Source organism: Methylophaga sp., assembly GCF_048266885.1.
GTDB lineage: Bacteria > Pseudomonadota > Gammaproteobacteria > Nitrosococcales > Methylophagaceae > Methylophaga.
In genome coordinates this window covers 57,392-80,420 of sequence record NZ_JBLWYR010000002.1, presented here as the reverse complement: position 1 = coordinate 80,420, position 23,029 = coordinate 57,392, and the positions used below count along the sequence as shown (strand labels likewise).

18 protein-coding genes and 2 tRNA genes are annotated in these 23,029 nt (G+C 42.5%); 14 read left to right on the top strand and 6 right to left on the bottom strand.

Annotation, left to right across the window (positions count from 1 at the left end):
- Window positions 1-28: 28 nt before the first annotated feature.
- From ACN0V2_RS01505 to azu, 7 genes are all read left to right on the top strand, one after another.
- A complete protein-coding gene (locus tag ACN0V2_RS01505; protein ID WP_069295918.1) occupies window positions 29-238 on the top strand; it encodes a hypothetical protein in 210 nt (69 codons plus the stop codon).
- Window positions 239-250: 12 nt separating this feature from the next.
- Complete coding sequence (uvrC, locus tag ACN0V2_RS01500; protein ID WP_417549021.1) at window positions 251-2,092, top strand: excinuclease ABC subunit UvrC; 1,842 nt, start codon at window positions 251-253, stop codon at window positions 2,090-2,092.
- Window positions 2,093-2,145: 53 nt separating this feature from the next.
- Window positions 2,146-2,703, top strand: a complete 558-nt coding sequence (pgsA, locus tag ACN0V2_RS01495) for a CDP-diacylglycerol--glycerol-3-phosphate 3-phosphatidyltransferase (RefSeq protein WP_417549020.1) — start codon at window positions 2,146-2,148, stop codon at window positions 2,701-2,703.
- 38 nt (window positions 2,704-2,741) lie between these two features.
- Window positions 2,742-2,816: transfer RNA gene (locus ACN0V2_RS01490), tRNA-Gly, on the top strand.
- A 78-nt stretch (window positions 2,817-2,894) separates the two neighbouring features.
- Window positions 2,895-2,968: transfer RNA gene (locus tag ACN0V2_RS01485), tRNA-Cys, on the top strand.
- A gap of 530 nt (window positions 2,969-3,498) precedes the next feature.
- Window positions 3,499-4,491, top strand: coding sequence for a hypothetical protein (locus tag ACN0V2_RS01480; protein ID WP_417549019.1), 993 nt, complete (start codon window positions 3,499-3,501; stop codon window positions 4,489-4,491).
- A 278-nt stretch (window positions 4,492-4,769) separates the two neighbouring features.
- Entirely contained in the window at window positions 4,770-5,219 is a 450-nt protein-coding gene (gene azu / locus ACN0V2_RS01475) for an azurin (RefSeq protein WP_417549018.1), read from the top strand.
- 54 nt (window positions 5,220-5,273) lie between these two features.
- Here the strand turns inward: azu and ACN0V2_RS01470 are convergent, their stop codons facing one another.
- From ACN0V2_RS01470 to ACN0V2_RS01460, 3 genes are all read right to left on the bottom strand, one after another.
- A complete protein-coding gene (locus tag ACN0V2_RS01470; RefSeq protein ID WP_417549017.1) occupies window positions 5,274-6,044 on the bottom strand; it encodes an EAL domain-containing protein in 771 nt (256 codons plus the stop codon).
- Between the two features lie 257 nt (window positions 6,045-6,301).
- On the bottom strand, window positions 6,302-7,297 hold the full coding sequence (locus tag ACN0V2_RS01465; protein ID WP_417549016.1) for a PA2778 family cysteine peptidase: 996 nt from the start codon (window positions 7,295-7,297) through the stop codon (window positions 6,302-6,304).
- A gap of 9 nt (window positions 7,298-7,306) precedes the next feature.
- On the bottom strand, window positions 7,307-7,684 hold the full coding sequence (locus ACN0V2_RS01460; RefSeq protein WP_417549015.1) for a DUF6627 family protein: 378 nt from the start codon (window positions 7,682-7,684) through the stop codon (window positions 7,307-7,309).
- 267 nt (window positions 7,685-7,951) lie between these two features.
- Between ACN0V2_RS01460 and ACN0V2_RS01455 the strand changes: the two genes are divergently transcribed.
- On the top strand, window positions 7,952-10,711 hold the full coding sequence (locus ACN0V2_RS01455; RefSeq protein ID WP_417549014.1) for a PAS domain S-box protein: 2,760 nt from the start codon (window positions 7,952-7,954) through the stop codon (window positions 10,709-10,711).
- An 8-nt stretch (window positions 10,712-10,719) separates the two neighbouring features.
- Here ACN0V2_RS01455 and ACN0V2_RS01450 read toward each other — a convergent pair whose 3' ends face one another.
- The 3 genes from ACN0V2_RS01450 to ACN0V2_RS01440 all read right to left on the bottom strand — a co-directional run bounded on the left by ACN0V2_RS01450 (window position 10,720) and on the right by ACN0V2_RS01440 (window position 15,074).
- On the bottom strand, window positions 10,720-11,757 hold the full coding sequence (locus ACN0V2_RS01450; protein WP_417549013.1) for a TIGR01620 family protein: 1,038 nt from the start codon (window positions 11,755-11,757) through the stop codon (window positions 10,720-10,722).
- Entirely contained in the window at window positions 11,757-13,166 is a 1,410-nt protein-coding gene (locus ACN0V2_RS01445) for a YcjX family protein (RefSeq protein WP_417549012.1), read from the bottom strand. The genes ACN0V2_RS01450 and ACN0V2_RS01445 overlap by 1 nt, the downstream gene beginning before the upstream one ends.
- A gap of 72 nt (window positions 13,167-13,238) precedes the next feature.
- Complete coding sequence (locus ACN0V2_RS01440; protein ID WP_417549011.1) at window positions 13,239-15,074, bottom strand: diguanylate cyclase domain-containing protein; 1,836 nt, start codon at window positions 15,072-15,074, stop codon at window positions 13,239-13,241.
- Window positions 15,075-15,291: 217 nt separating this feature from the next.
- Here ACN0V2_RS01440 and ACN0V2_RS01435 point away from each other — a divergent pair, with 217 nt between their 5' ends.
- The 6 genes from ACN0V2_RS01435 to nirD all read left to right on the top strand — a co-directional run bounded on the left by ACN0V2_RS01435 (window position 15,292) and on the right by nirD (window position 23,028).
- Window positions 15,292-15,822, top strand: coding sequence for a MarR family winged helix-turn-helix transcriptional regulator (locus tag ACN0V2_RS01435; RefSeq protein WP_417549010.1), 531 nt, complete (start codon window positions 15,292-15,294; stop codon window positions 15,820-15,822).
- A 10-nt stretch (window positions 15,823-15,832) separates the two neighbouring features.
- Complete coding sequence (locus tag ACN0V2_RS01430; protein ID WP_417549009.1) at window positions 15,833-16,291, top strand: YybH family protein; 459 nt, start codon at window positions 15,833-15,835, stop codon at window positions 16,289-16,291.
- 139 nt (window positions 16,292-16,430) lie between these two features.
- Window positions 16,431-18,563, top strand: coding sequence for a putative bifunctional diguanylate cyclase/phosphodiesterase (locus tag ACN0V2_RS01425; protein WP_417549008.1), 2,133 nt, complete (start codon window positions 16,431-16,433; stop codon window positions 18,561-18,563).
- Between the two features lie 105 nt (window positions 18,564-18,668).
- Window positions 18,669-20,108 carry a diguanylate cyclase gene (locus ACN0V2_RS01420; protein ID WP_417549007.1) on the top strand — a complete coding sequence of 480 codons (1,440 nt, stop codon included), beginning with the start codon at window positions 18,669-18,671 and terminating at the stop codon, window positions 20,106-20,108.
- 175 nt (window positions 20,109-20,283) lie between these two features.
- On the top strand, window positions 20,284-22,713 hold the full coding sequence (gene nirB / locus ACN0V2_RS01415) for a nitrite reductase large subunit NirB (RefSeq protein ID WP_417549006.1): 2,430 nt from the start codon (window positions 20,284-20,286) through the stop codon (window positions 22,711-22,713).
- A gap of 6 nt (window positions 22,714-22,719) precedes the next feature.
- Entirely contained in the window at window positions 22,720-23,028 is a 309-nt protein-coding gene (gene nirD, locus ACN0V2_RS01410) for a nitrite reductase small subunit NirD (RefSeq protein ID WP_304916640.1), read from the top strand.
- Window position 23,029: the final 1 nt, after the last annotated feature.

The window sequence follows — 23,029 nt, the reverse complement described above, 5'->3', positions numbered from 1 at the left end:
AAATTTTGCAACGAAGCGGAGATGGAACATGGTGAAACGTACGGAAAATGTTGTGTTACTAAAAGTTATTGGCACTGCTGAGTTATTAGCTGCCTTGGCCATGTTCTACTTTTATCACGAAAATGTTCCAGCAATCATCGGTGGATTAATTTTGTTAGGCTTATCGGCCAACAGTTTTTACCAAGCTCACAAATGCTACCAACGTCAATATTCACCTAGAAAAGACGATAATTCTTAAATCACGGTTTTAATGAGTCAGACAGAAAACCCCACAAGCGAATCGCAATTTGATCCGGTCAGTTTTGTAAAATCACTGACCAGTCGACCTGGTGTCTATCGCATGATCGATGTGGATGGCACCGTTATCTATGTCGGTAAAGCGAAGAATCTAAAAAAACGCGTCGGTAGTTATTTCCGCAGCACCGGTTTAACCAGCAAAACCCAAGTCATGGTCGCCCAAATCGTGGCGATCGAAATTACTGTTACCCATACCGAAAACGAAGCTCTGATCCTGGAAAATAACCTGATCAAAGAGCTGATGCCACGTTACAACGTGTTATTGCGGGATGATAAAAGTTATCCCTATCTATTGATATCCGGTGATAAATATCCTCGTTTAAGTGTGCATCGTGGTGCAAAACGTAAAATCGGCAAATATTTTGGTCCTTACCCGAGTGCCGGTGCTGTTCGTGAGAGTTTAAACCTGCTGCAAAAACTGTTTCCAGTGCGTCAATGTGAAGACAGTTATTATCAAAATCGCAGTCGGCCCTGTCTGCAATATCAAATCAAACGTTGTACTGCACCTTGTGTGGGCTTGATTTCAGAAAGCGATTATCAAAAAGATGTACAGCACACCATTATGTTTCTGGAAGGCAAAAACCAGCAGGTAATGGAAGAGCTGAGTAATCAGATGGATGTTGCTTCGCAAAACTTACAGTTTGAACAAGCCGCTTCTATTCGCGACAAGATCATCAGCTTACGGCGTGTGCAAGAACGTCAATACGTCAGCTCGATGCAAGGTGACTCTGATGTGCTGGCGGCCATTGTCCGTGATGGCATCGCGGTTGTTGAAGTCAGTTTTGTTCGTGGCGGTCGTAATCTCGGCAGTAAATCATATTTCCCTAAAGGATCCTCGGATCTCACCGAATCAGAATTGTTAGCGGCTTTCATTCCACAGTATTACCTGGGCAAAGATGTGCCAGCCGAAATTCTGCTCAGTCACGAAGTAGATGATGCCCAATTGTTGCAAGATGTATTGCAGACCGAGTCCGGACACAAAGTCAGTCTTCGTAAACCGCAACGCGGTCATGCAACCCGTTGGTTACAAATGGCGATGACCAATGCCGAGATCAGCCTGACGCATCGTATTAGCAGTCGTTCTAATTTGTTACAGCGTTTTGAAATGCTGCAGGATGCGTTAGAACTGGATGAATTGCCTAAACGTATTGAGTGTTTCGATATTAGCCATACCAGTGGTGAACGCACTGTTGCATCTTGTGTGGTGTTTGGTCTGGAAGGGGCGATTAAAAGTGATTACCGCAAATTCAATATAGAAGGCATTACCGGTGGCGATGATTATGCTGCGATGCATCAAGCATTAAGCAGACGCTTTACTCGATTGAATAACGGCGAGGGCAAACGTCCAGACTTATTATTAATAGATGGCGGTAAAGGCCAGATAAAAGAAGCTCAAGAAGTTCTCGCAGAATTAAATTTAAGTGATTTACCGATATTAGGTATCGCTAAAGGCCCAGCCCGTAAGCCCGGCGAAGAAACATTATTTCTGGTTGGTCGGGCTGGTGAAGTCACTTTATCTGCAGATTCACCAGCATTACATTTGCTACAACAAGTCCGTGATGAAGCGCATCGCTTTGCCATTACTGGACATCGTCAACGTCGCGCCAAAGCCCGTAAAACCTCAACCTTAGAAGATATTGTGGGTTTAGGTCCTAAGCGTCGGCAAAAGATATTGCAGCAATTTGGGGGCCTTCAAGAGGTTAAACGGGCAGGCGTAGAAGATCTTCAACGAGTTGAAGGCATCAGCGCCGCTCTGGCACAGAAGATTTACGACTTATTTCATCCAGACAATTAACCGCGTCATAGTGCTAACATAGTCGCAATCTATAGGTTACAACGATATTTATTATGCTGAATTTACCCAACCTTCTCAGTTTGCTTAGAGTCTTACTGATCCCTGTTTTGGTCGCTTTATACTTTGCACCAAGTCCCTATGCCACCATCTGGGCAACCGTGGTGTTTGTGCTGGCGGGTATTACTGATTGGCTTGATGGTTATCTAGCACGTCGTATGAATCTCTCCACGCCATTTGGGGCTTTTATTGACCCAGTTGCCGATAAATTGATTGTTGTCGTAGCGTTGTTACTGATCCTCTACAAATCCCCAGTCTGGTTTATTTTGCTTCCAGTGATTGTCATCGTTTTTCGTGAAATAACAATTTCCGCATTACGTGAATGGATGGCCGAAATTGGTGCTCGTCATGTGGTCAAGGTTTCCTCGATTGGTAAGTGGAAGACCACCTTTCAAATGATCGCTATTGGTTGCTTGATATTCTATAAACCTCTGTTTGGATTACCGGTTTTTGAGATCGGCGTGGGCTTGTTATATGTAGCCGCTTTGCTTACATTGACCTCAATGATCAGTTACCTGAAAGCAGCCTTACCAGTGTTGCTAGATAAGGGTTGACAGAAAATATTAAGTGCCTATAATGCACGTCTTCCTAAGCGGGAATAGCTCAGTGGTAGAGCACAACCTTGCCAAGGTTGGGGTCGCGAGTTCGAATCTCGTTTCCCGCTCCAAGAATAAAAAAAGCCGCGGTCAGTCCAAGTAACTACTGCGGCTTTTTAGTTTTGGATAGCTTAAGAAGACATTACCATGGCTGGGTGGCAGAGTGGTCATGCAGCGGACTGCAACTCCGTTAACGCCGGTTCGATTCCGACCCCAGCCTCCATTTTCAGAAAATCATAAAAAAATATCTAAGCGCTTATAGCGCTTTTTTTATGCCTGCTACTTTTATATTTCCAATTTCCAACAGTATTTATTCAAAAATAAATTGTTGGCTATCACATCTTACTTTTCTTCAATCTACCTATTTAATATGCAATAAATCAGACATCATAAAACTTGATTGAGGAGTGGTGGAAACCGTCAAAGTTGAACTGGATAACCAAGTATTTCGTTTGGTTTATCGAGGCATGCATGATGGTAAACACGGTGTGGAAAAAAATCTGCACTAAAACTTGATGCCTTTCCGTTTTAACAACACAATCTAATTATTACCAATAACAAGTTGGTTAAAGACTGGCTTTTTTTGTTTCTTCCCGCCTGACAATAACGTTTTTTCCAAGCGACTAAATAATCAAGGAAATGTGTTTGATGATTGTTTAGCGAGTCAATCTAGATTCAAACTAAACTAGTTTGTTGTTGGTCTCATAGGCATACTGCTGTCACGTTTTACATTCATCTTAGTTGGAGATATCAGTGTTCAAAGTCAAAAAAATCATCTATGTACCCTTAGCAGTTTTAGCGATTGCCTTAGGTGGAGCGCATGCCGTTGCGAATAATCAGGCCAATCAGGCGGCGCAGGAATTAGTCGATGAACTTGTCACCAAAATTAATCAAAATGGTGGTCAGGTTGAAGTAGGGGAGGTTGTTGCCAATCCTTATAATAAGAACATTTCCGTTAATGATGTATTGGTCACTGATGACTCAGGGCGTCAACATCAAATCGGTTTATTAACGCTGAGTGATATTGAGCTGAATGAGAATCAGGATTTCATTTATGCAATGAATGTTTCCACATTGGATGCGTTATTTACTGTGACCGGTGGCGATGGGACGGCGGAGCAGGAACAGTCGTTGGTCGATACCTTGCGTAATCTGGGAATCAAAAACGACAAAATTGGCCATGATCAGCATTTGGCTTATCGTTATAAACCACAAGAACGTCAGCTTAGTTTGAGCTTACAGAATCAGTTTTATAACCCCGAACTGGAAGAAAAAGATTCGGCAAAATTATTCTCGATGAACTTGCATACTAACTTTAGTCAGGTGCCGGATCTGGAAAGCCAGATGCAACGGTTAAGAAACAATGAGGATATGTCGGCAGCATCGGCTGAGTGGATGCAAACGGGTTTAATTAAGGCATCCATTGATTTTGCTGATCAAGGCGCATGGCAACCGATAATCGAACAGGGCGCCAAAAAAGCGGGCGTTTCCGAAGAAGAATTCAAAGCTCAATTCAAACAACAAATTCTGCAGCAGCTGTCAGCGGCAAAAGCGCTTTCACCTAATCTGCAACAACAGTTGACGCAAGCGACGACGGATTTTATTGATAGTGATCAACCTCAACTTAATGTCGATATTGATTCAAAAAATCCTCAAGGCTCAGGTTTGATGCTGACATTTATGTCGATGTTGATGTCACCGCTTGCGCTTGAAAGCACGTTTGATATCCAGGTTAAAGCTGAATAGTTTGCAGCACGGTAAAGTAAGACTAAAACGATTAGTAAGCTGCATATTGCTTCCTTCAACATAGCTGCTTTTACCTATATTTCACGGAGTATTACGGGAACATAACCTCAATGAGTTTTAGCCTATTGTCATGCTCTAAACCTGCTTACTATAATTGAGAACGGTTATTATTTAAAAGTTAAATAGAACTGAAACGTTTTGCGAGTTTGTACCGATTATCGGTAAGAAACGGGGGTCGGTATGTTAAATGGCAATGTTGCCAGTCTTAGGAGAACAGCATGAAAATTCAACGTTTATTATTCGGTATTGCAGTATTAGCGATGGTTCCATTCTCAGCATTTGCTGATGAATGTAGCTTGGTGATTGAAGGCACCGATCAAATGAGTTTCAGCAAAAAGAAAATGTCTGCCCCTGCCAGTTGTGAAACAGTCAAAGTTACCCTTAAACATACGGGCTCACTCGCCAAGGATATGATGGGACATAACTGGGTGTTGACTAAGGCAGATGATATGCAGGCAATTGTGAAAGAAGGTGCTGCGGCTGGTTTGGATAATAATTATTTGCCAGAAGGTGATGATCGCATTATTGCTGCTACTGACGTTGTTGGCGGCGGCGAAACCTCAGAAGTTGAGTTTTCTACTGAAGGACTTGCTGGTGAAAAACTGACTTTCTTTTGTTCATTCCCTGGTCATAGCGGCATGATGAAAGGTAACTTCAGTATCAAATAAGTTCATATCAATCCTCTCTCCAAGTACAGCTGGAGGGAGGATTTTTTTATTCAATCAACTGTAGAGTGCAGGGTCAACTACAGGTAAAGCTTCAAAAGCTGGCTTGGCAAAATAATATCCTTGAAATAAAGCCACGCCTTGATCTCGGATAAATTGAAATTCTTCTATTGTTTCTACTCCCTCAGCAATCACTCGTATCTCTAAATCCTTACACGTCATGATGATCGACCGAACAATGGACTGTCTGACTTTATCTGTACTAATGCCTCGAATAAGGGCCATATCAAGTTTGATAATGTCTGGCTGCCAATCGGCAAGTAAGTTTAATCCTGCATAACCAGAGCCAAAATCATCAATCGCGGTGGTGAAATTATGCCGTTTGTATTCCTCAAAGATGTTTTTCAGATGATTGTTATCGGTAACCTTTTCCACCTCAGTTACTTCAAACATTAAGTTCTCAGTCGGAAAATTCATCGTGTCGGCTGCTTCCAAGGTTGCTCGAATGCAGGTCTCTGGGCGATAAACGGCATTGGGAAAGAAATTGATGCTGAGCATGCCCTGTAAATCAAGTTGTTTTGCCAGTTGAATGGCTTTAACACGAATGGTTTGATCAAACGAATAGCGGTTAGTGTCGTTCAATTTATCCAGAATGGTGTAGGCCGGTTCGTTATTAACCCCTCTTACCAGCGCTTCGTAACCAAAAATCTGTTTTAATTCAACATCAATAATTGGCTGGAAAGCCATCGAAAAGCTGAAATCCAGCCCACCACCTTCTAAACATTTATCACAACCTAACGGTTTGAAATTGGGCATTTCAATAGTCATTTGATTCGTTTTCTCTCTTTCATTCGTAGGTTTTACTAGTGTATAAAATTCTCAACAAGATTTTGTTCAAAACACTGCATCCTGATAGGCATAACGCTCAATCGTAAGTTAAACAATTATCGGCATCCAACTTTAAGTGTATGCCACAGCCTACTAGTCGACAACATTAAATAAGCATCTTACAAACCGCTATAGTTAATTTTTAAATACTCATAGCATTGTGTTGGTTTTTTTATGTTTCTCTATTGGACGATGTCTTAATCTGCACAGTTAATAATGGGACAATTCTTTTCTGTAAGTGGCTCTAGCGCTAACATCTCTTGAAAAGTGGATTGAATATTTTCATCTCCCGGTGCCAATCGCTTTGCACACGCTGCCGAGGCTAATGCCGTTTGATTACAGCCTATTGCTTTTAATGTATAGGCACGATTATTTCTCAACGAAGCTTCTTGCGGAAATTGTTCAGTGAGTTTGCCATATACGCTATCGGCTTCATCAAAACGTTCTTGGTGGAAATAGAGATTGGCTAGTGCGATACCCGCTTGTTGCTGATCTGGCCAATGTGTCATTGCGGCTTGAAAGGCTTGTTGTGCTGTCTCTAATTGACCAGTTTTTTCAGCGTCATACGCTGTTTGTAACCAGGTAGCCAAGTTCGCGGTGGGCGGAATATTTTCGGGTTGTACGATGACCAACGCCCAATGTTCAGTTCGTGCCCAGGTGCGTTCAAAGGTTTTTAAAGTAGTTTGCCAACGTTTGGTTTCACCAGAGCGTAAGACCAACTCTTCTGAATCGATATCAAATCCAACCACCACGGCGTAATGCCAAAACGGTTTCCAGTTATAGCCGAGGTTCTGCATGACTAAAACTGGATTTCCTGCAGCCACTTCAGTCAGTAAATCTTCCATATTCGGCGCCAGGGGATAGGGCATTAACCCTTGTTTACGTGTTGCGGCCACCATTTCGATTTGTAAGCTGCCTTTTTTGTCGGGGATATAAACTTGATTAGTAAGTGCTTCGGGCAAAATGTCTATGCCACGATATTGCATTACGGTGGCTAATGCTGCTGGCCCACACTGGTATTGGGTTTGGGGGAAAAAGGGCACATCTTCCAGCTCAGCCTGTCGAGGTTCAAAGGCTGTTTGATTGAGTTGATTGGTTTGAGGAGTATGGCTGCATGCGGAAAGCATAAAGCCAAGTAGTAATAAAACACCCAGCCTTAGCTGGGTGTGAGTTGAGCTATTACGTTTTTGCATAATCTTGAATTATCTAACCGGTCTTACAAATGGAAAGATATCTGTCGCACCGATTGCATCGGTAATGACAAATACAACAAAAATAAGTACAACCGCGCCAAGAATACCACCAGCCGGCATGTCGTTAATTTGTTGGTTTAACTGAGCAATTTCAAAATCAGTCATGCTATTGATACGTTCTTGTACTAGTTCTGGAGCTACGCCCATGGAGACTAATTTTTCTTGTACATCATCTCGATCCAGCATTGAAAATAACTGTTCACGATCGTATTGAGATTGTTGTGATTGAATGACATCCGGCGTACTGATCATTGCTGCTTGTACCGGTAGAGTGACACTTCCCAAAAAGCCTAGTAGAGCAATCCAGGCGAAGATTTTTTGTTTCATAAATGCCTCCGTTGGTTTTCTTATGAGGGCAAAAAAATGCCCAAATCGAGCTTATCATGAGATGCTTATCAGCACTATAAAGCTTTGCTGATTTTTTTCCGACCTATAAGCTTGTATTGTGACGAGATAGCTTAGATTTTATTGTTTATTCGAATATAGTTTTCGTATAGATTACTTGATGGCAATATTAAGCATTATTCCCAAGCATTCCCGTTATTGATTTTCAAAATAACGATTTACATAGTTAATGGAATCATTTGTTTTTGAATGGAGTTGATTATTCGTACTAATCAGAGTTTATTGCTCAAACCTTTTACGCTAGTCACATCTGTTTTAGCGTTTATGTTTGGTTTGATTGTGACATTTTTCGTTGCAGGGAAAATCGCTGAAACGGAGCATGTTCGTTTGGAATCTGCCTACACGTTGACCTTTAACCAGGCCGTTGATGCGGTGGTGGGCAAAATTCATGCGTACGAAGAAATGTTACGGGCAACCCAGGGATTGTTTTATGTTTCACCTGATTTATCACGAGAAGATTTTGCCAATTTTTATCAAAGTTTGAAACTGGAAGAAAATTATCCTGGTATTCAAGGCTTAGGGTATGTGGTCTCACTCACTCCAGAGCAAAAGCAACCACATATCAATGCAGTCAGACAGTCCGGTTTGTTGAACTATGACATCCATCCCAAGGGCGAACGCGAACAATACTCTTCAAATCTTTATATCGAACCGATCACCAAAAAAAATCTGCGGGCATTGGGCTTTGATATGTATTCCGATGCTAACCGTCAGGCAGCCATGAATCAGTCGGTCACCACTGGCCATGCAACGTTAACCGAGAAAGTTATATTAAAACAAGATAGTTCAACAGCCACTATTAACGGTTTGTTGATGTATTTGCCTGTGTTGATTGATCCCGGCGAGACTGAGCTGACAATAGAGCAACGTACCATTAATACTGGCTGGGTTTATGCGGTATTTCGCATTGATGATGTGTTGAAAGATGTACTGGGCACCCATAAAAATGTGGGGTTGCTGGATATCTATGATGAGAATGCAGAAAAATCAGAGAATTTGCTGTTCAATCAAACCGGTGAGGCTGCGGACGTATCCTTCAGTTTGCAAAAAAGCTATGAGGTTGGTGGACGTACATGGTCTTTTGTCGGTCAACCAGATAAAGAGTTTGTCAGTACCATGTCGCGCAATAATACTTTAGTTACCTGGATAATCGGCACGGTGATCTCATTATTATTCGCTTTGGTGATTGCTGCGATTGCCAAAAGTCGGGCAAACGCCATTCGTATCGCTTCTCAAATGACCAAATCATATCGACAAAATGCACGCCGTCTGGCATTGGCTACAGAAGCGGCGGAGATTGCGATTTGGGAGTGGGATATTGAAACCAACATTATTTTGCTGGATAGCATGGCGAGTACAGTATTTGGTTTGAAGCCTGATACGCAACAATTAGATTATTCCCAGTTTGAAAAGTTAGTGCATGAAGCCGATCTGTTAGCCTTTCGAGTGGCTGTCGAACAAGCCATGCAACAGCATAAACCGATAGAAATTCGTTTTAGAATTCATCATGGCTCTGATATCAAGATGTTACATACATCGGCTGAACTTTACTTTAACGAAGCCGGGCAAATTCTTTCGCTGGTGGGTGTCAGCTATGACATTACTGAAGACTGGCAGCATCAGAAAACGATTCTGGAAACTGAACAGCGTTGGAAACACGCGCTTGAGGGCAGTGGGGCAGGGGTATGGGACTGGAATGTTGCCAATAATGTAGTAGTGTTCTCGGATAAATTACTCGCTATGCTTGGCTATGCGCCGGGTGAAATCACGGGACACATGGAAAATTGGTTGAAGCTGGTTCATCCACAGGATATCGAACGGGTCACCGCAGATATCAACCGAATGCTTAGCGGTGAAAAACCAGAATACCGTAACGAACATCGTATTCTCAGCAAAGATGGCAGTTGGAAATGGATGTTGGGCAGTGCCACTGTTGGCGAACGCGACGCTCAGAATAATGCAATACGGGTGATTGGCACCAAGACAGATATTTCTTGGCGTAAACAAGCCGAGTTGGCTTTGCAGCAAAGTGAAGAGCGCTTCCGAAATGCATTTGATACTGCGGCAATAGGTATGGCAATCGTCGGTCTTGATGGCAGCTGGTTAGAGGTCAATGGTGCTCTTTGTCGCATGTTGGGATACACCGAAGAAGAGTTGCTGGATAAAACGTTTGTTGATGTCACCCATCCAGATGATCTGGATTTGGATTTAGACTATGTAAGAAAACTGCTGAATGGTGATCTCGAACACTATCAGATGGAAAAGCGCTATTTCCATAAAACCGGCGATGTTATTTTTGTATTATTGAGTGTCTCTTTGGTCCGAAATGAAAGAGGTGAAGTTATTCACTTTATTTCGCAAATCGAAGACGTTACAGCACGCAAGTCTGAGTCGGATCGTATTCGCCAGATGGCGTATCACGATACCTTAACGGGATTGCCAAATAGACGTTTGTTCGACGAACGAATTGGTCATACCTTAGCTCACGCGAAACGGGTGGGTTATCCGATTGCTTTGATGTTTGTCGATATCGATCATTTTAAACAAATCAACGACACGCATGGTCATGATGTAGGAGATGAAATCCTGAAATCCGTGGCGGATAGAATGGCACATTGTCTACGTCAAACCGACACGTTAAGCCGAGTGGGCGGCGACGAGTTTGTGATCTTACTGACCGAAATCAAAAAGTCTGAGGACGCCCAACTGGTTGCTGAACATCTACTGGAAACTGTATCTAAGCCACTGCATGTGCATACTCATGATTTCCGCATCACATTGAGTATTGGCGTTGCCATATTCAACGGGGATTCTGAAACGGAAACCGTCAGTGAGCTCACCAAAAAAGCCGATTTAGCGTTGTATGAGGTTAAATCAGCTGGTCGTAATGGCGTTCATGTGTTTGGATCCAATCATTTAAATGCTCATGCGATTACGTCACAAAACTGAGCTAAATGTTAATCGTTTTCTTCAGTCAGTTTGGTGAGTTTTCGACGTAAAATATTGGCAAACATATTGAGTTTGGGCTTTTCATCGCTGGTAAAGGCAACTGGGCGGATTTGTTGCATGGCGCTGATACCAATTCTGGCTTGATACAAACCGACACCAAATCCCTGAGCTACACTGCCCAAAATTTTCCCGCCTAAACCGATACCGACTTGTTCGGAAAAGAAGCTGATGCCAGCCTGGCTGGCATAACTGCCCAAGGCAATTTTGGCAACACGCAAGTTTAAACGCCATTGCGACAATCGATTTAGTCTTACGCCATAAATCATATTGATTTGATTAATCATTTTAAGCGTCTTCCAAACCACTAGCAGCGAATCCACCACCGCCAATTGGCTAACGGCAATCATTGCAGCACTGCTGATGCTGGTACGTTCAATAATGTTGATAGCCTGTTTGTCGAGTTGTTTATAAAAGTCTTCACTAATCCGATTTACTACTTCACCATCATTTAGATAATCTGGTAGTTGTTGAATACAGGGCGTTAGTAAATCGTTTTGAGGTTGATCCTGATAAAAATCTTGCAACGAATGCAGCCATTTTTTGGCCTGACCATTATGTTGTTCATGCATTAATCGAGAAGCTTCTTCACGTATAAGATCTGCTTGTTTCAGTTGTTTTTGGTTACGACGAAACACCAGCAATTGCTGCATGACTAAGCCCACCAACAACAATACAAAAGCACTGAAGGTTATTCCTAAAACGCGACTTTGTTGCCATAACATTTGAGCAAAATCGGCTACATCCCAGGCTAACATGGCTGATAATACGATAAATAATGTGGCGATTAACCACTTTAATCCACGATTACGCCGGGGTGGTATCAATAAAGCGTCATCAAAATCTGTTAATAAATCCGCCTCGACTGAGTCGGGAAGAGTTACTTCCTGATTGTCAGCAATCAATTTGAAAAACGTTTCCGTTTTTTGTGCTGTGGGCGCTGTTTCTTGCTCAGGTTTTGGATTAAAAAAATCATCTGTGGAAGCCATTAAAATTTATCTCCAATCAGATCGCGTAACACTTTATCCATCCGAATATGCGCCAAACGGCCACCAATCAATAAGTCGGGATTAACGGGCGCTCTTAGCACCGGCGGGTTCCATTGTGATAACTGTTGCCACTGTGCTGTATCAGGTAGTTGATCAGGAATGGGAGGGTGGCGTAATTCACCATATTTTCCATCCAACAATCGGGCTGTTAAGTGATCGTTATGATCATGCGTGCTACGCACAGCGGCGACAATTTCAGTTTCAATCTCAATACGATTTCTGACCGATTGTGGGCAAATATGGCTGATGATCTCGTCACATAGCCGACGTAGGGATTCATGTTGATTCATCAATATACGGTCGGGTTTAGAGGCCAGAAAGAGAATTTTTTCGACTTGAGGACTAAACAATCGATTAAGGAATGCATTATTGCCAACCCGGTAGCAGTCGATAATACGGCTGAAAGCGATCACCATATCATCAAATTTTTCCTTGCCACCACTGAGCGCCTTTAACACATCAATCAGCACAACTTGGCGATCAATGCCACGGAAAAAGGTTTTATAAAAGGGTTGAACAAACTCTTTAAGATAGGTTTTATAGCGCTGCTGCATAACCTTATACAACGAGTCTTCTGCTGCTTTATTTAATTGGTGCTCGCTAAGTGTTTGCAGATTGAACAAAGGAATAAACGCCGGAAACTCCCTGCTATCAGGTAACAATGCTCGTCCCGGCTGGATAAAGGTAAGGCCATCTGTTTTACACGTCACTAAAAAGTTTTTATAGCGGACAAACAACGCGTCGAATTGTTGTTCATCAAAGGTTGCTAACGGATCCAGCGTGTCCAATTCGGCTTTCAGCTCTTTTGCTAGTTCAAATCGGATTCCCTTCGAACATAATGCCGCCGTATCCAAGCACCATTGGCGATAATCCTGCTGCAACATGGCGATGTCCAATAACCATTCGCCAGGATAATCACGTAATTCCAATGTTAAGCGGCGTGTTTCCCCGGTAAAAGTAGGCAACATGGATTTTTTTTTGTATTCAATGACCAGTCGGCAACCGCTTATATTGGTAGTGGAGGGTGGCCAGAGTGGTGGATCATCAGCTAAAGCTTGAATACCTTGCTGATAGTTAAACAATGGCAAGTCTTCCAATGGCTGTAATTCGACATTGAGCAGACGCTCATCTCTGGCTGGCAGGAAGCCCCCCAAATGTGCATGATTTGAATATTTTAGCTGGTGGATAAGGCTGGTAATAAAAGTGGACTTACCACTACCGCTGAAACCGGTAATGCCAATACTGAGGTGTTTATCAAGACTACGGGCAACCCATTTGCTGGCTTGTTGATCTATCCCATCAAGTGTTTTGTTAAAGCGTAGGCCAAGTTGTTCAATCTTTGAATTCATAGCTATCAGCTTACCATAGCGATCTGGTTATCTTTCAGAGCCACCATTGCTAATGAGTTTCGCTCATGGCGTCTATGAACTGGATGAACGTTTATCGTCATACATCGTGTCATCCGCATAGGAAATAAGTTCATCGGCGTTTTTACCATCATGAGGATAACAGGCAATGCCAATGCTAGCGCTGATATTCAGTAATACTCCATCATTAAGCTCATATTGCAACGCTAATTGCTGGCGGAGTTTATCTGTCACTTGCTGAGCTTCTTCAAGATTACTGTGGTTAATAATGATGGCAAATTCATCACCAGCCAGTCTAGCTGCAGTGTCAGATTCACGAATCGTTTTTCGGATACGTTGAGCGACTAGAATCAACAGCAAGTCACCATTTAAGTGACCATAATTATCGTTAACAGCTTTAAAATCGTTGAGGTCAATATAAAGTAAGCAAAATGGTTGTTTGTATCTAGCAGATTCAGCAATAGCCTGATTTAGCCTATCGTAAAACAATACTCTGTTAGGTAATTGGGTCAGGCTGTCATGTGTGGCTTGCCACTGCAGGGCATTTTCAGATTTTTTACGTTCGGTGATATCAATGACCACCACCAGCATTCTGTTTTGGTTGATCGGCGAGGTTCGGGCCATGAAGAAATGTTGCTTACCGGTCAGATTCAACTCGTATTCGTAGTAATCACTTTCACCTTCATCCAAGGTTTTGTGTAATGCCTGCAAAGTTCGTTGGGCCAGAAAGTCAGGTAAGGTTTGACTGACATGCTTATTGATAAAATCTTCTTCTGGCATCAACAATGGCACGCTTTCACCTTGTTCAAAATCAATTATTTTGCCATTTCTATCAATGGTAAACAGCAGGTCAGGAATTGCTTTAATAATGGCCTGATTACGCTGGTAACTTTGTTGTAAGGCGGCCTTACTTTCAATGAGTTGTTGGTTTATCTCTAAACGACGACCGATTAACCAAGCCGTGGTCAGAATCAAAATAATTAATGATAATGCCGTTAAGGCACTATTACGCAGATGTGAAAACTTATAGAGAGAGAGTAACTCATCTACTACAGCTCGATTTTCTCCCACAAACACATGGAGTCGCCACTTGGGCAGCGTCTGATAAGCAAATTGATAATAATCGCCATTGGATCGTTGATAAATACCTTCTCCTGCTAGTGGTAATTTATCTGTTTCAACTCGTTCAGTAACGTAATCCAAGGTTTGTCCTGGCTCAAAATCTTGATAAGGCACTCGGAAAACTATTTCACCTTCTTCATGCACAATAGACGAAAACAATTGGGCATTTACACTGATGCCACTGAGAGCCAACGAGAAAGTTTTGATATCGATAACAGCCGCTACGACACCTTGAAAATTGTCGTTTGCGTCATATAAACCACGACTGATGACCATCACAGGATCTACATGTCCACGACCTGGTAACATCGGTTTCGTGGTAAAGACATTATCGGTTTTAGATTTCTGATGCACTACAAAATAATCACGCTCAGATAAATCCAGTGGACCGCGCAGATGCATGGGATAGCGTAATAATCCATCAGCTGTAACATGTAATAAAGCCTGCATTTCAGGATTGTTACTTGAATATTGTTTAAGCAAATAGGTATGTGGTTCTGGATCGCTTACAAAATCGGGATGAGAGCTGATTAATTTCAGTGTCTGGTCAATTGCCTCCAGCTTTGACTCAAGTAGCTGGGCCTGCATTAATGCAAGCAATTGATTACGTTGAGCAATCTGTTGATTGACTTGAGATGAGTAGGCCGAGAGTTGCTGTTGATAATTATGAAAAATTATCAGCACAGCCAGCAGAATTATCATTATGGTGTAAAGCCATAATTTGCTGTTAGCAGGATAACGCAATTTAAAAATGGATTTCTTGACCACAAATCCCACCACTTAAAAGCTGAATAGCTTTTGGAAAGATAACGACCCAATCTTAGCAGTGTGGAATGAATTTATTTGAGTGTAGTTAGTACAAAACAAGAAAGTGGTCTCAATAAACAGGAATGTTAAATTCTGCTTCAAATATAGCATCATTTAAAAAAATCACGATATTAATTAGATTTGACATAGTTAGCTGGCTAACTATAAGCTGGCTGCTATGTTGCAAGTTAAAGATATTCCTAATGCCGAGATCATGCAGAAATTTGCAGCTCGCTATCCAGAAACCGATATAAAAAGTGTGATTACTTTTTTGAATTTGTTACGTGTCGGTTCAGATTTGTCTCAAGGTTTAAATAGTTATCTGGCTGAATATGATTTGCTGCAAGGGCGATGGTGGGTGTTACTGTTGCTAATGCGTGAAGATAACCTGAGCTCAACCCCTTCTGCTTTGGCTGAAAAAGCAGGTGTTTCGCGTGCAACCATGACCGGTTTATTGGATGGTTTGTTGCGCGAAAAATTAATCAGTCGAGTGCATGCCAAGATAGATAGACGTCAAGTGCAAATCCGTTTGACGGTATTGGGCCAAACCAAACTTGATGAAGTTATGCCCGGCTATTATCAAAGAGTAAATCAATTGATGCAGGTGTTAACCGAAGCCGAATCCAAGCATTTCATGTCGTTATTGCAAAAAATTTATCAACAACGACATGTTTTTCAAAATCATTCTGTCGATAAAACGACCAACTAAGGAGTTAATAATGAAAGTATTAAAACGTTTTTTACCATTGGGGCTAATTGTACTAGCGGTAGCTGCTTGCAGTAATCCTACTGCAGATTATGATGCACAAGAAGTAGTTGATTCTGCTAATGAGCAATGGAATGCTGCCTTTAACGCACAGGATTTGGATGCGTTAGTTGAGCTATACGCATCACAAGCTACAGTATCGGCTGGTGATGGCAACGTATTAAATGGCCAACAAGAAATTGGTGCATTGTTCCAAGGCTTTTTCGAAAATGGCTTGCACAATCATCAAATCGATACCATCGCCACCTATTCAGCAAATGGTCAGGTCAGCCAATTGGCCAACTGGTCTGCAGATGTTGAAGCTGAGGATGGTCAAACACAGACTTTCCAAGGTGTATTAATGACGGTATTACAACAAGATGATGCTGGTGAGTGGGAAGTGGTCTCTCATATCTGGAACATGGCTCAATAACATTTAGCTGCATTTTCTAGCGAAGAAAGCCGGTTGATTCAACCGGCTTTTTTTATGCTTGTTTGAAATAGTTTGCTTAATGTGGAGAAGCTGTGTTAAAAACCATGAAAAAAATATGGTTATATAAGGACATTTTCCCGTGAGCGCCCTGGCTACGCATCAAAGACACACGCTTTTGGAATTACTGTTTGATCGCGTTCATGAAGGCATCATTATCACCAATGCTGACAATGTCATTGTTGATGTAAACGATACATTATGTGATATCACGGGTTACAGCAGGGCTGAACTCATTGGCAATCGGCCCAATATTCTCAGTTCCGGCAAACAAAGCAAAGCCTTTTACAGTGAAATGTGGCAAAGCCTTAGCCAAAATAGTTTTTGGCGTGGTGAGGTATGGAATCGTAAAAAAGACGGTTCATTTTATGCCGAAGTTTTGACCATTCATCGCACCACTGATCCGCAATCTGGTGAATTATTTCATTTGGGATTAGTGTCTGACATTACCATGTTGAAACAGCATCAGGCCGAGTTGGAACGACTTGCCCATTATGATGCGTTAACAGCACTTCCCAATCGAAATTTACTTGCTGATAGATTTGAACAGGCAATCGCCCATAGCAACCGTACCCAAAGTTTATTGGCGATTTGTTTTCTTGATTTGGATAACTTCAAACCAGTAAATGACGATTTAGGTCATAACATTGGTGATGAATTATTGATTGAGGTTGCACAACGTATTAAATCCATGTTGCGCCAGGATGATACGGTCTCTCGATATGGCGGAGATGAATTTGTCATTCTGCTTGGCGAAATCCAGAATCGTCAGGATTGCGAAGCATTGCTGCACAGATTAACCGACGAACTCAGCCGACCTTATCAAATCGCTGATCACAACATCCGTATAAGCGCCTCCATTGGTTATACCGTTTATCCCTTTGATCAAGGCTCGATGCAGACTTTGATAGAGCATGCTGATCAGACACTTTATAAAGCTAAGCTCGATGGCAAGAAAACCTTTCGAATGTATGAAACGGGCAAGGAAGGCTGGCGTGATGAAAAATCTGAGCAGTTGTATGCGATCCGCCGTGGATTGACTGAAAATGAATTTCAGCTATTCATGCAGCCTAAAATCAGTATGTGTACTGGTGAAGTAGTAGGGTACGAAGCACTTATTCGCTGGCAACATCCCGAGCAGGGCATGTTGTTTCCGCAACAGTTTTTGCCTTTAATCAATGGGACAACGCTAGAGATACAGTTAGGCGAATGGGTCATCCGACAAGCTCTAACACACTTACAGCAATGGCAGAATCAGCAGCAAAATTGGCATATCAGCATTAACTTGTCTGCTTACCATCTTGGCTTTAATGGATTTTTACAACGTCTGGGAGAGATCATTGCTGACTTTCCTGAGGTCGATTTACAGTTCTTCCAATTTGAGATTCTGGAAAGTCATGCCTTAGATGATTTGAGTTTGATAGTTGATGTGGTGCGTCGCTGCAGAAACGAATTTAATATCAAAACCGTATTGGATGATTTTGGTACGGGTTATTCTTCTCTCAGTCATATCCGCACGTTACCGGTTTCTGCAGTAAAAATTGATCAGACATTTGTACGTAATATGTTGGTGGATGTGGATGACTGCAAAATCGTCGAAGGCGTTATTGTGTTGGCCAGATCATTTGATCTGGAGGTAATTGCTGAAGGTGTTGAATCACTTCGTCACGGCCAAATATTACTGTCAATGGGCTGTGAACTTGCTCAAGGATATGTGATTGCCAAACCGATGCCAGTTTCCGAGCTGCCAACCTGGAATAAGCAATTTTCTTTGCCGGTAGACTGGCACAAATATCGTTATCATCGACAACATGTTAAATGGACACAGTTGAACCTGTTTTGCTTGTATTTAGAATTAAGCGTGGAAAGTCTGGAAAAACGTTTTTCACTCGATTCGGACGAGACCAATACAGCATGGTCCATCATCTCGCTCAAACAATCTCATTGTGGCGTCTGGCTGGAACGATCGGAAAACTTACAGTTAATTGATAAAGAATGTCTGCAAATTCTGCGGGAGAAATATCGAAGCTTTCACCACCTAATGACCATGACGATTAAACTTTATCAAGCAGGAAAAAAACAAAATAGTGAGGAAAACCTTCACTCCCTTCATACACGATATCTTGATATGTACCAATTTATCCAGTCGAAAATTCTGCATATGCAACCGCATGAGTTAACCGCTGAAGACGCCCAGGCCGTAAAACAAATTTAGAATCTATTTCGTCAGACTAATCGTGCGGTAAGATAAACCGGCGCTAGGATCCTGACGCTAAATTCTCTATGATTGAAAACTTTGTTTTATAACGAGCCATTTGATATGCAAAATCGTAAACGGATATTTACGCTGACGATCAGTTCACTGGTTTTGCTTGGCTTTATGGCTACTAGTCTGATTGGTTATTTTGTCGCGCGTGATTCCACCAGCGATCAACTGCAAAAACAAATGTTACCGTTGACCAGTGACAACATTTATTCCGAAATCCAGCGTGATCTATTACAGCCTTTATTGATTTCGTCATTGATGGCTAACGATACATTCCTGATTAATTGGGCTGAGTCTGGAGAACAAGATCCGCAACAACTCTCAGATTATCTGGCGCAAATTCAGCGTAAATACAACACCATTACGACTTTTTTTGTCTCCGAAAAAACTCGTAATTATTATCACCCAAAAGGCATTATCAAACAGGTTGATGAAACTGATCCCGCGGATAGCTGGTATTTCAAGACTCGTGATATCAACACCGACTACGATATCAATATCGACTGGGATACGGCGGCACCTAACCGGATGAGTATTTTTGTTAATTATCGAGTAATGAACCCTCAGGGTGAGTTAGTCGGTGTAACTGGCGTCGGTTTATCAATGGAATCGGTTGCTCATTTAATTGAAAATTATCAGCGACGCTATGGCCGAGAAATCTATTTTGTCGATCGTCAAGGCGAAATAACATTGCGTAGCAGCCAGTTTCAGCATGACATTTATTTGCAAAATAAAGCAGGTTTAGATCAGTTGTTTATGCAGATCCTTAGTAATCCGAGCGCCTCTGTGACCTATGACGCTAAGGACGGTAATACTATTTATTTAAACAGCCGGCTGGTTCCTGAATTCGACTGGTTTTTGATTGTTGAGCAAATAAACGATCCGGCTTCCGACCGAATTGAAAGTGCATTGTGGATCAATATTGCTGTTTCGCTGGCGTTCAGTATTTGTGTATTGCTGCTGGCTCATTTTACTTTAAGGGGATATCAGCGCCGACTTGAGTCCATGGCAACCAAAGATAAGTTAACTGGTGCTACAAGCAGGCAGGTTTTTGACTGGATATTTAACAAAGCACAAAAAACTGCGTTACGTAAGGATTGGTCATTATCGATGATTGTGTTGGATATCGATCATTTTAAATCGGTCAACGATAAATATGGCCACCAGTTTGGTGATCAGGTGCTTAAATCGGTCAGTCGTCTCATTAAACAAAAAGTACGTGATGTTGATGTTTTATGTCGTTGGGGTGGCGAAGAGTTTTTATTATTGTTAGAAAACTGCGATCAACAGCATGCCGCAAAAGTTGCAGAGATGATCCGTGAAGAAATCAGCCAGCTACAGATTCGCATTAAAGATGACAGCATAAGTGTGACTATTAGTGCGGGTGTAGCAGAATATCAATTAGGGGAAAGCATGGATAATTTGATCGAACGCTGCGATCACGCGATGTATGAATCGAAGAATAAAGGCCGTAATCGTATTACCGTTTATTAGCAGCTATATGGATCAGCAAAACGTAATTCACCATCTTTGTGCGTGGTGCACCAATTTGCACCACAAAGTCGCATGTTACTTACCTGTTTAAAATTAATCTGCAATTAAATTAATAGGTTACTTGTTGGCACAGTGCTTGCTCAAGCATATTTAATCGAATATGCAGGAGCGATCCATGAAAGAAAAATTAGTGCTAATTGGTAATGGTATGGCCGGTGTGCGGACACTGGAGGAATTACTTAAATTAGCGCCTGAGAAATACGACATTACCGTCTTTGGTGATGAGCCTTACGGTAACTACAACCGTATTATGCTATCACCTGTACTGGCAGGCGATAAAACCATTGATCAAATCATGATCAATGACCGCCAATGGTATATCGACAATGGCATTACCCTGCATGCCGGTAAAAAAATCACCCATATCAATCGTGTTCGGCGCCAAGTAGAAACCGCTGAAGGCGAAGTATTTGAATACGATCGTTTGTTACTGGCAACGGGGTCTCGCCCATTTATGTTGCCATTACCAGGCCGGGATTTACCGGGGGTTATTAGCTTCCGGGATATTGCTGACGTCGACAATATGCTCGAAACAGCCAAGTCCTACAAAAAAGCCGTGGTTATCGGTGGTGGTTTATTAGGCCTCGAAGCAGCTAATGGCTTGATGATTCAAGGCATGGAAGTCACTGTGGTGCATATCGCTGATGTGTTAATGAATCAGCAATTGGATAAACCGGCATCAGATCTGATGTTAAATGAATTGCAAGCCAAAGGTCTGAACTTCCTGATGTCGCATGAAACAGCAGCGATTGAAGGTAAAAAACGTGTTGAAAAAATAGTATTTAAAAACGGTACCGAAATCGACACTGATTTAGTAGTCATGGCGGTCGGTATCCGGCCTAATATCGAGTTGGCCCAATCTGCTGGCATTCATTGCGAGCGTGGCATTGTGGTCGATGACACCATGCAAACTTTCGATCCTAAAGTCTATGCAGTAGGCGAATGTGTACAGCATCGTGGAGCAACATTTGGTTTAGTCGCACCATTATTTGAACAGGCAAAAGTATGTGCTAATCATCTGGCACAAATGGGTATTGCCCGCTATGTCAGCTCTATTACCTCTACCAAGCTGAAAGTCACCGGTATTGATTTGTTCTCTGCTGGTAACTTCATTGGTGATGAAAGCACTGAAGATCTGGTGTTTAAAGATGCTGCCCGCCATGTCTATAAAAAGCTTGTCATTCAGGATGACAAACTGATTGGTGCGGTTTTATATGGTGATACTGTGGATGGTGCCTGGTACTTCCAGTTAATGCGTGATGGCACCGATGTGTCCAGTATTCGTGAGAATATGCTGTTTGGTCAGCATCACATTGGTGATTCAGGTCATGGCGCGACCAACTCAGTCGATGGACTGCCCGATGATGCAGAAATCTGCGGCTGTAACGGTGTTTGCAAAGGCGATATCGTCAAGGCTATCAGTAAACATAGTCTGTTTACCCTGGATGAAGTCAAAGCACATACTAAGGCATCTGCTTCCTGTGGTTCTTGTACTGGTTTGGTCGAACAGCTTCTGGCCTCGACATTGGGCAGTGACTTTAACGATACTCCAAGCAAAAAAGCCATGTGTGGATGTACCAGCATGAGTCATGGCGAAGTGAAAAACGCTATTAAAGATAAAGGTCTGAAAACTATCTCCGATCTGATGGTCGCCTTAGATTGGAAAAATGCAGATGGCTGTCACTCCTGCCGTCCAGCACTGAACTACTATCTGCTTAGCACCTGGCCGGATTATCAGGATGATCCGCAATCACGCTTCATCAATGAAAGGGTTCACGCCAATATTCAGAAAGATGGTACCTACTCAGTCGTGCCGCGGATCTGGGGCGGGGTGACCAATGCCAATGAATTACGCGCTATTGCAGATATTTCCGATAAATATAATGTTCCTACCGTAAAAATTACCGGTGGTCAGCGTATCGATTTATTGGGTGTGAAAAAAGACGATCTACCGAAAATGTGGGCCGATCTGAGTGAAGCCGGTTTTGTCTCTGGTCATGCTTACGGTAAATCACTACGTACCGTTAAAACCTGTGTCGGTTCTGAGTGGTGTCGTTTCGGTACACAGGATTCCACTGGCCTCGGTATCAAAGTCGAAAAAATGACCTGGGGCAGCTGGACGCCACATAAATTCAAAATTGCCGTATCGGGTTGTCCACGTAACTGTGCAGAAGCCACCATCAAGGATTTTGGTATTGTCTGCGTGGATTCAGGATATGAATTACATGTCGGTGGGAATGGCGGTATTAAAGTTCGGGCAACCGATTTCCTTTGCAAAGTCGCCACCGAAGAAGAAGCAATGGAATACTGCGCTGCCTTTATGCAGCTTTACCGTGAAGATGCTCATTATCTCGAACGTACCGCGCCTTGGATTGAACGAGTAGGGCTGAAAAGTGTGCAGGCCAAAGTGGTTGATGATCATGACAACCGCAAAGTCTTGGCACAGCGTTTTTACGAGTCACAGGAAAGATCGCAAGATGATCCTTGGGCGGAACATGCTGCTAAACAGCGTGAAAACTATATTCCCATCAAGCAAGTAGGTTAAACAACGATGCAAAATTGGACTGAAGTAGGACCGGTAGAGAGCGTGCCACAAAAGGGCTCACGAGTGATGACCACACCGGATGGGGATGTGGCCATTTTTCGTACCAGCTCGGATGAAGTGTTTGCCTTATTTGACCAATGCCCGCATAAAAAAGGGCCGCTGTCTCAGGGGATTGTTTACGACAAACGTGTTGCCTGCCCATTGCATAACTGGGTGATTGATTTAAGCAGTGGTGAAGCCACCGGTCCAGACGAAGGTTGCACCCGTTCTTTTGAAACCAAAGTCGAAGACGGCCTGATTTACATCTCACTCTGAG

Coding starts and splice junctions, on each gene's coding strand:
- ACN0V2_RS01430 (WP_417549009.1), top strand. CDS start 15,833: ATGAAAGTATTAAAACGTTTTTTACCATTGGGGCTAATTGTACTAGCG.
- ACN0V2_RS01460 (WP_417549015.1), bottom strand. CDS start 7,684: ATGAAACAAAAAATCTTCGCCTGGATTGCTCTACTAGGCTTTTTGGGA.
- ACN0V2_RS01470 (WP_417549017.1), bottom strand. CDS start 6,044: ATGACTATTGAAATGCCCAATTTCAAACCGTTAGGTTGTGATAAATGT.
- ACN0V2_RS01445 (WP_417549012.1), bottom strand. CDS start 13,166: ATGAATTCAAAGATTGAACAACTTGGCCTACGCTTTAACAAAACACTT.
- ACN0V2_RS01465 (WP_417549016.1), bottom strand. CDS start 7,297: ATGCAAAAACGTAATAGCTCAACTCACACCCAGCTAAGGCTGGGTGTT.
- ACN0V2_RS01455 (WP_417549014.1), top strand. CDS start 7,952: ATGGAGTTGATTATTCGTACTAATCAGAGTTTATTGCTCAAACCTTTT.
- nirD (WP_304916640.1), top strand. CDS start 22,720: ATGCAAAATTGGACTGAAGTAGGACCGGTAGAGAGCGTGCCACAAAAG.
- pgsA (WP_417549020.1), top strand. CDS start 2,146: ATGCTGAATTTACCCAACCTTCTCAGTTTGCTTAGAGTCTTACTGATC.
- ACN0V2_RS01505 (WP_069295918.1), top strand. CDS start 29: ATGGTGAAACGTACGGAAAATGTTGTGTTACTAAAAGTTATTGGCACT.
- ACN0V2_RS01450 (WP_417549013.1), bottom strand. CDS start 11,757: ATGGCTTCCACAGATGATTTTTTTAATCCAAAACCTGAGCAAGAAACA.
- uvrC (WP_417549021.1), top strand. CDS start 251: ATGAGTCAGACAGAAAACCCCACAAGCGAATCGCAATTTGATCCGGTC.
- ACN0V2_RS01420 (WP_417549007.1), top strand. CDS start 18,669: ATGCAAAATCGTAAACGGATATTTACGCTGACGATCAGTTCACTGGTT.
- nirB (WP_417549006.1), top strand. CDS start 20,284: ATGAAAGAAAAATTAGTGCTAATTGGTAATGGTATGGCCGGTGTGCGG.
- ACN0V2_RS01435 (WP_417549010.1), top strand. CDS start 15,292: ATGTTGCAAGTTAAAGATATTCCTAATGCCGAGATCATGCAGAAATTT.
- azu (WP_417549018.1), top strand. CDS start 4,770: ATGAAAATTCAACGTTTATTATTCGGTATTGCAGTATTAGCGATGGTT.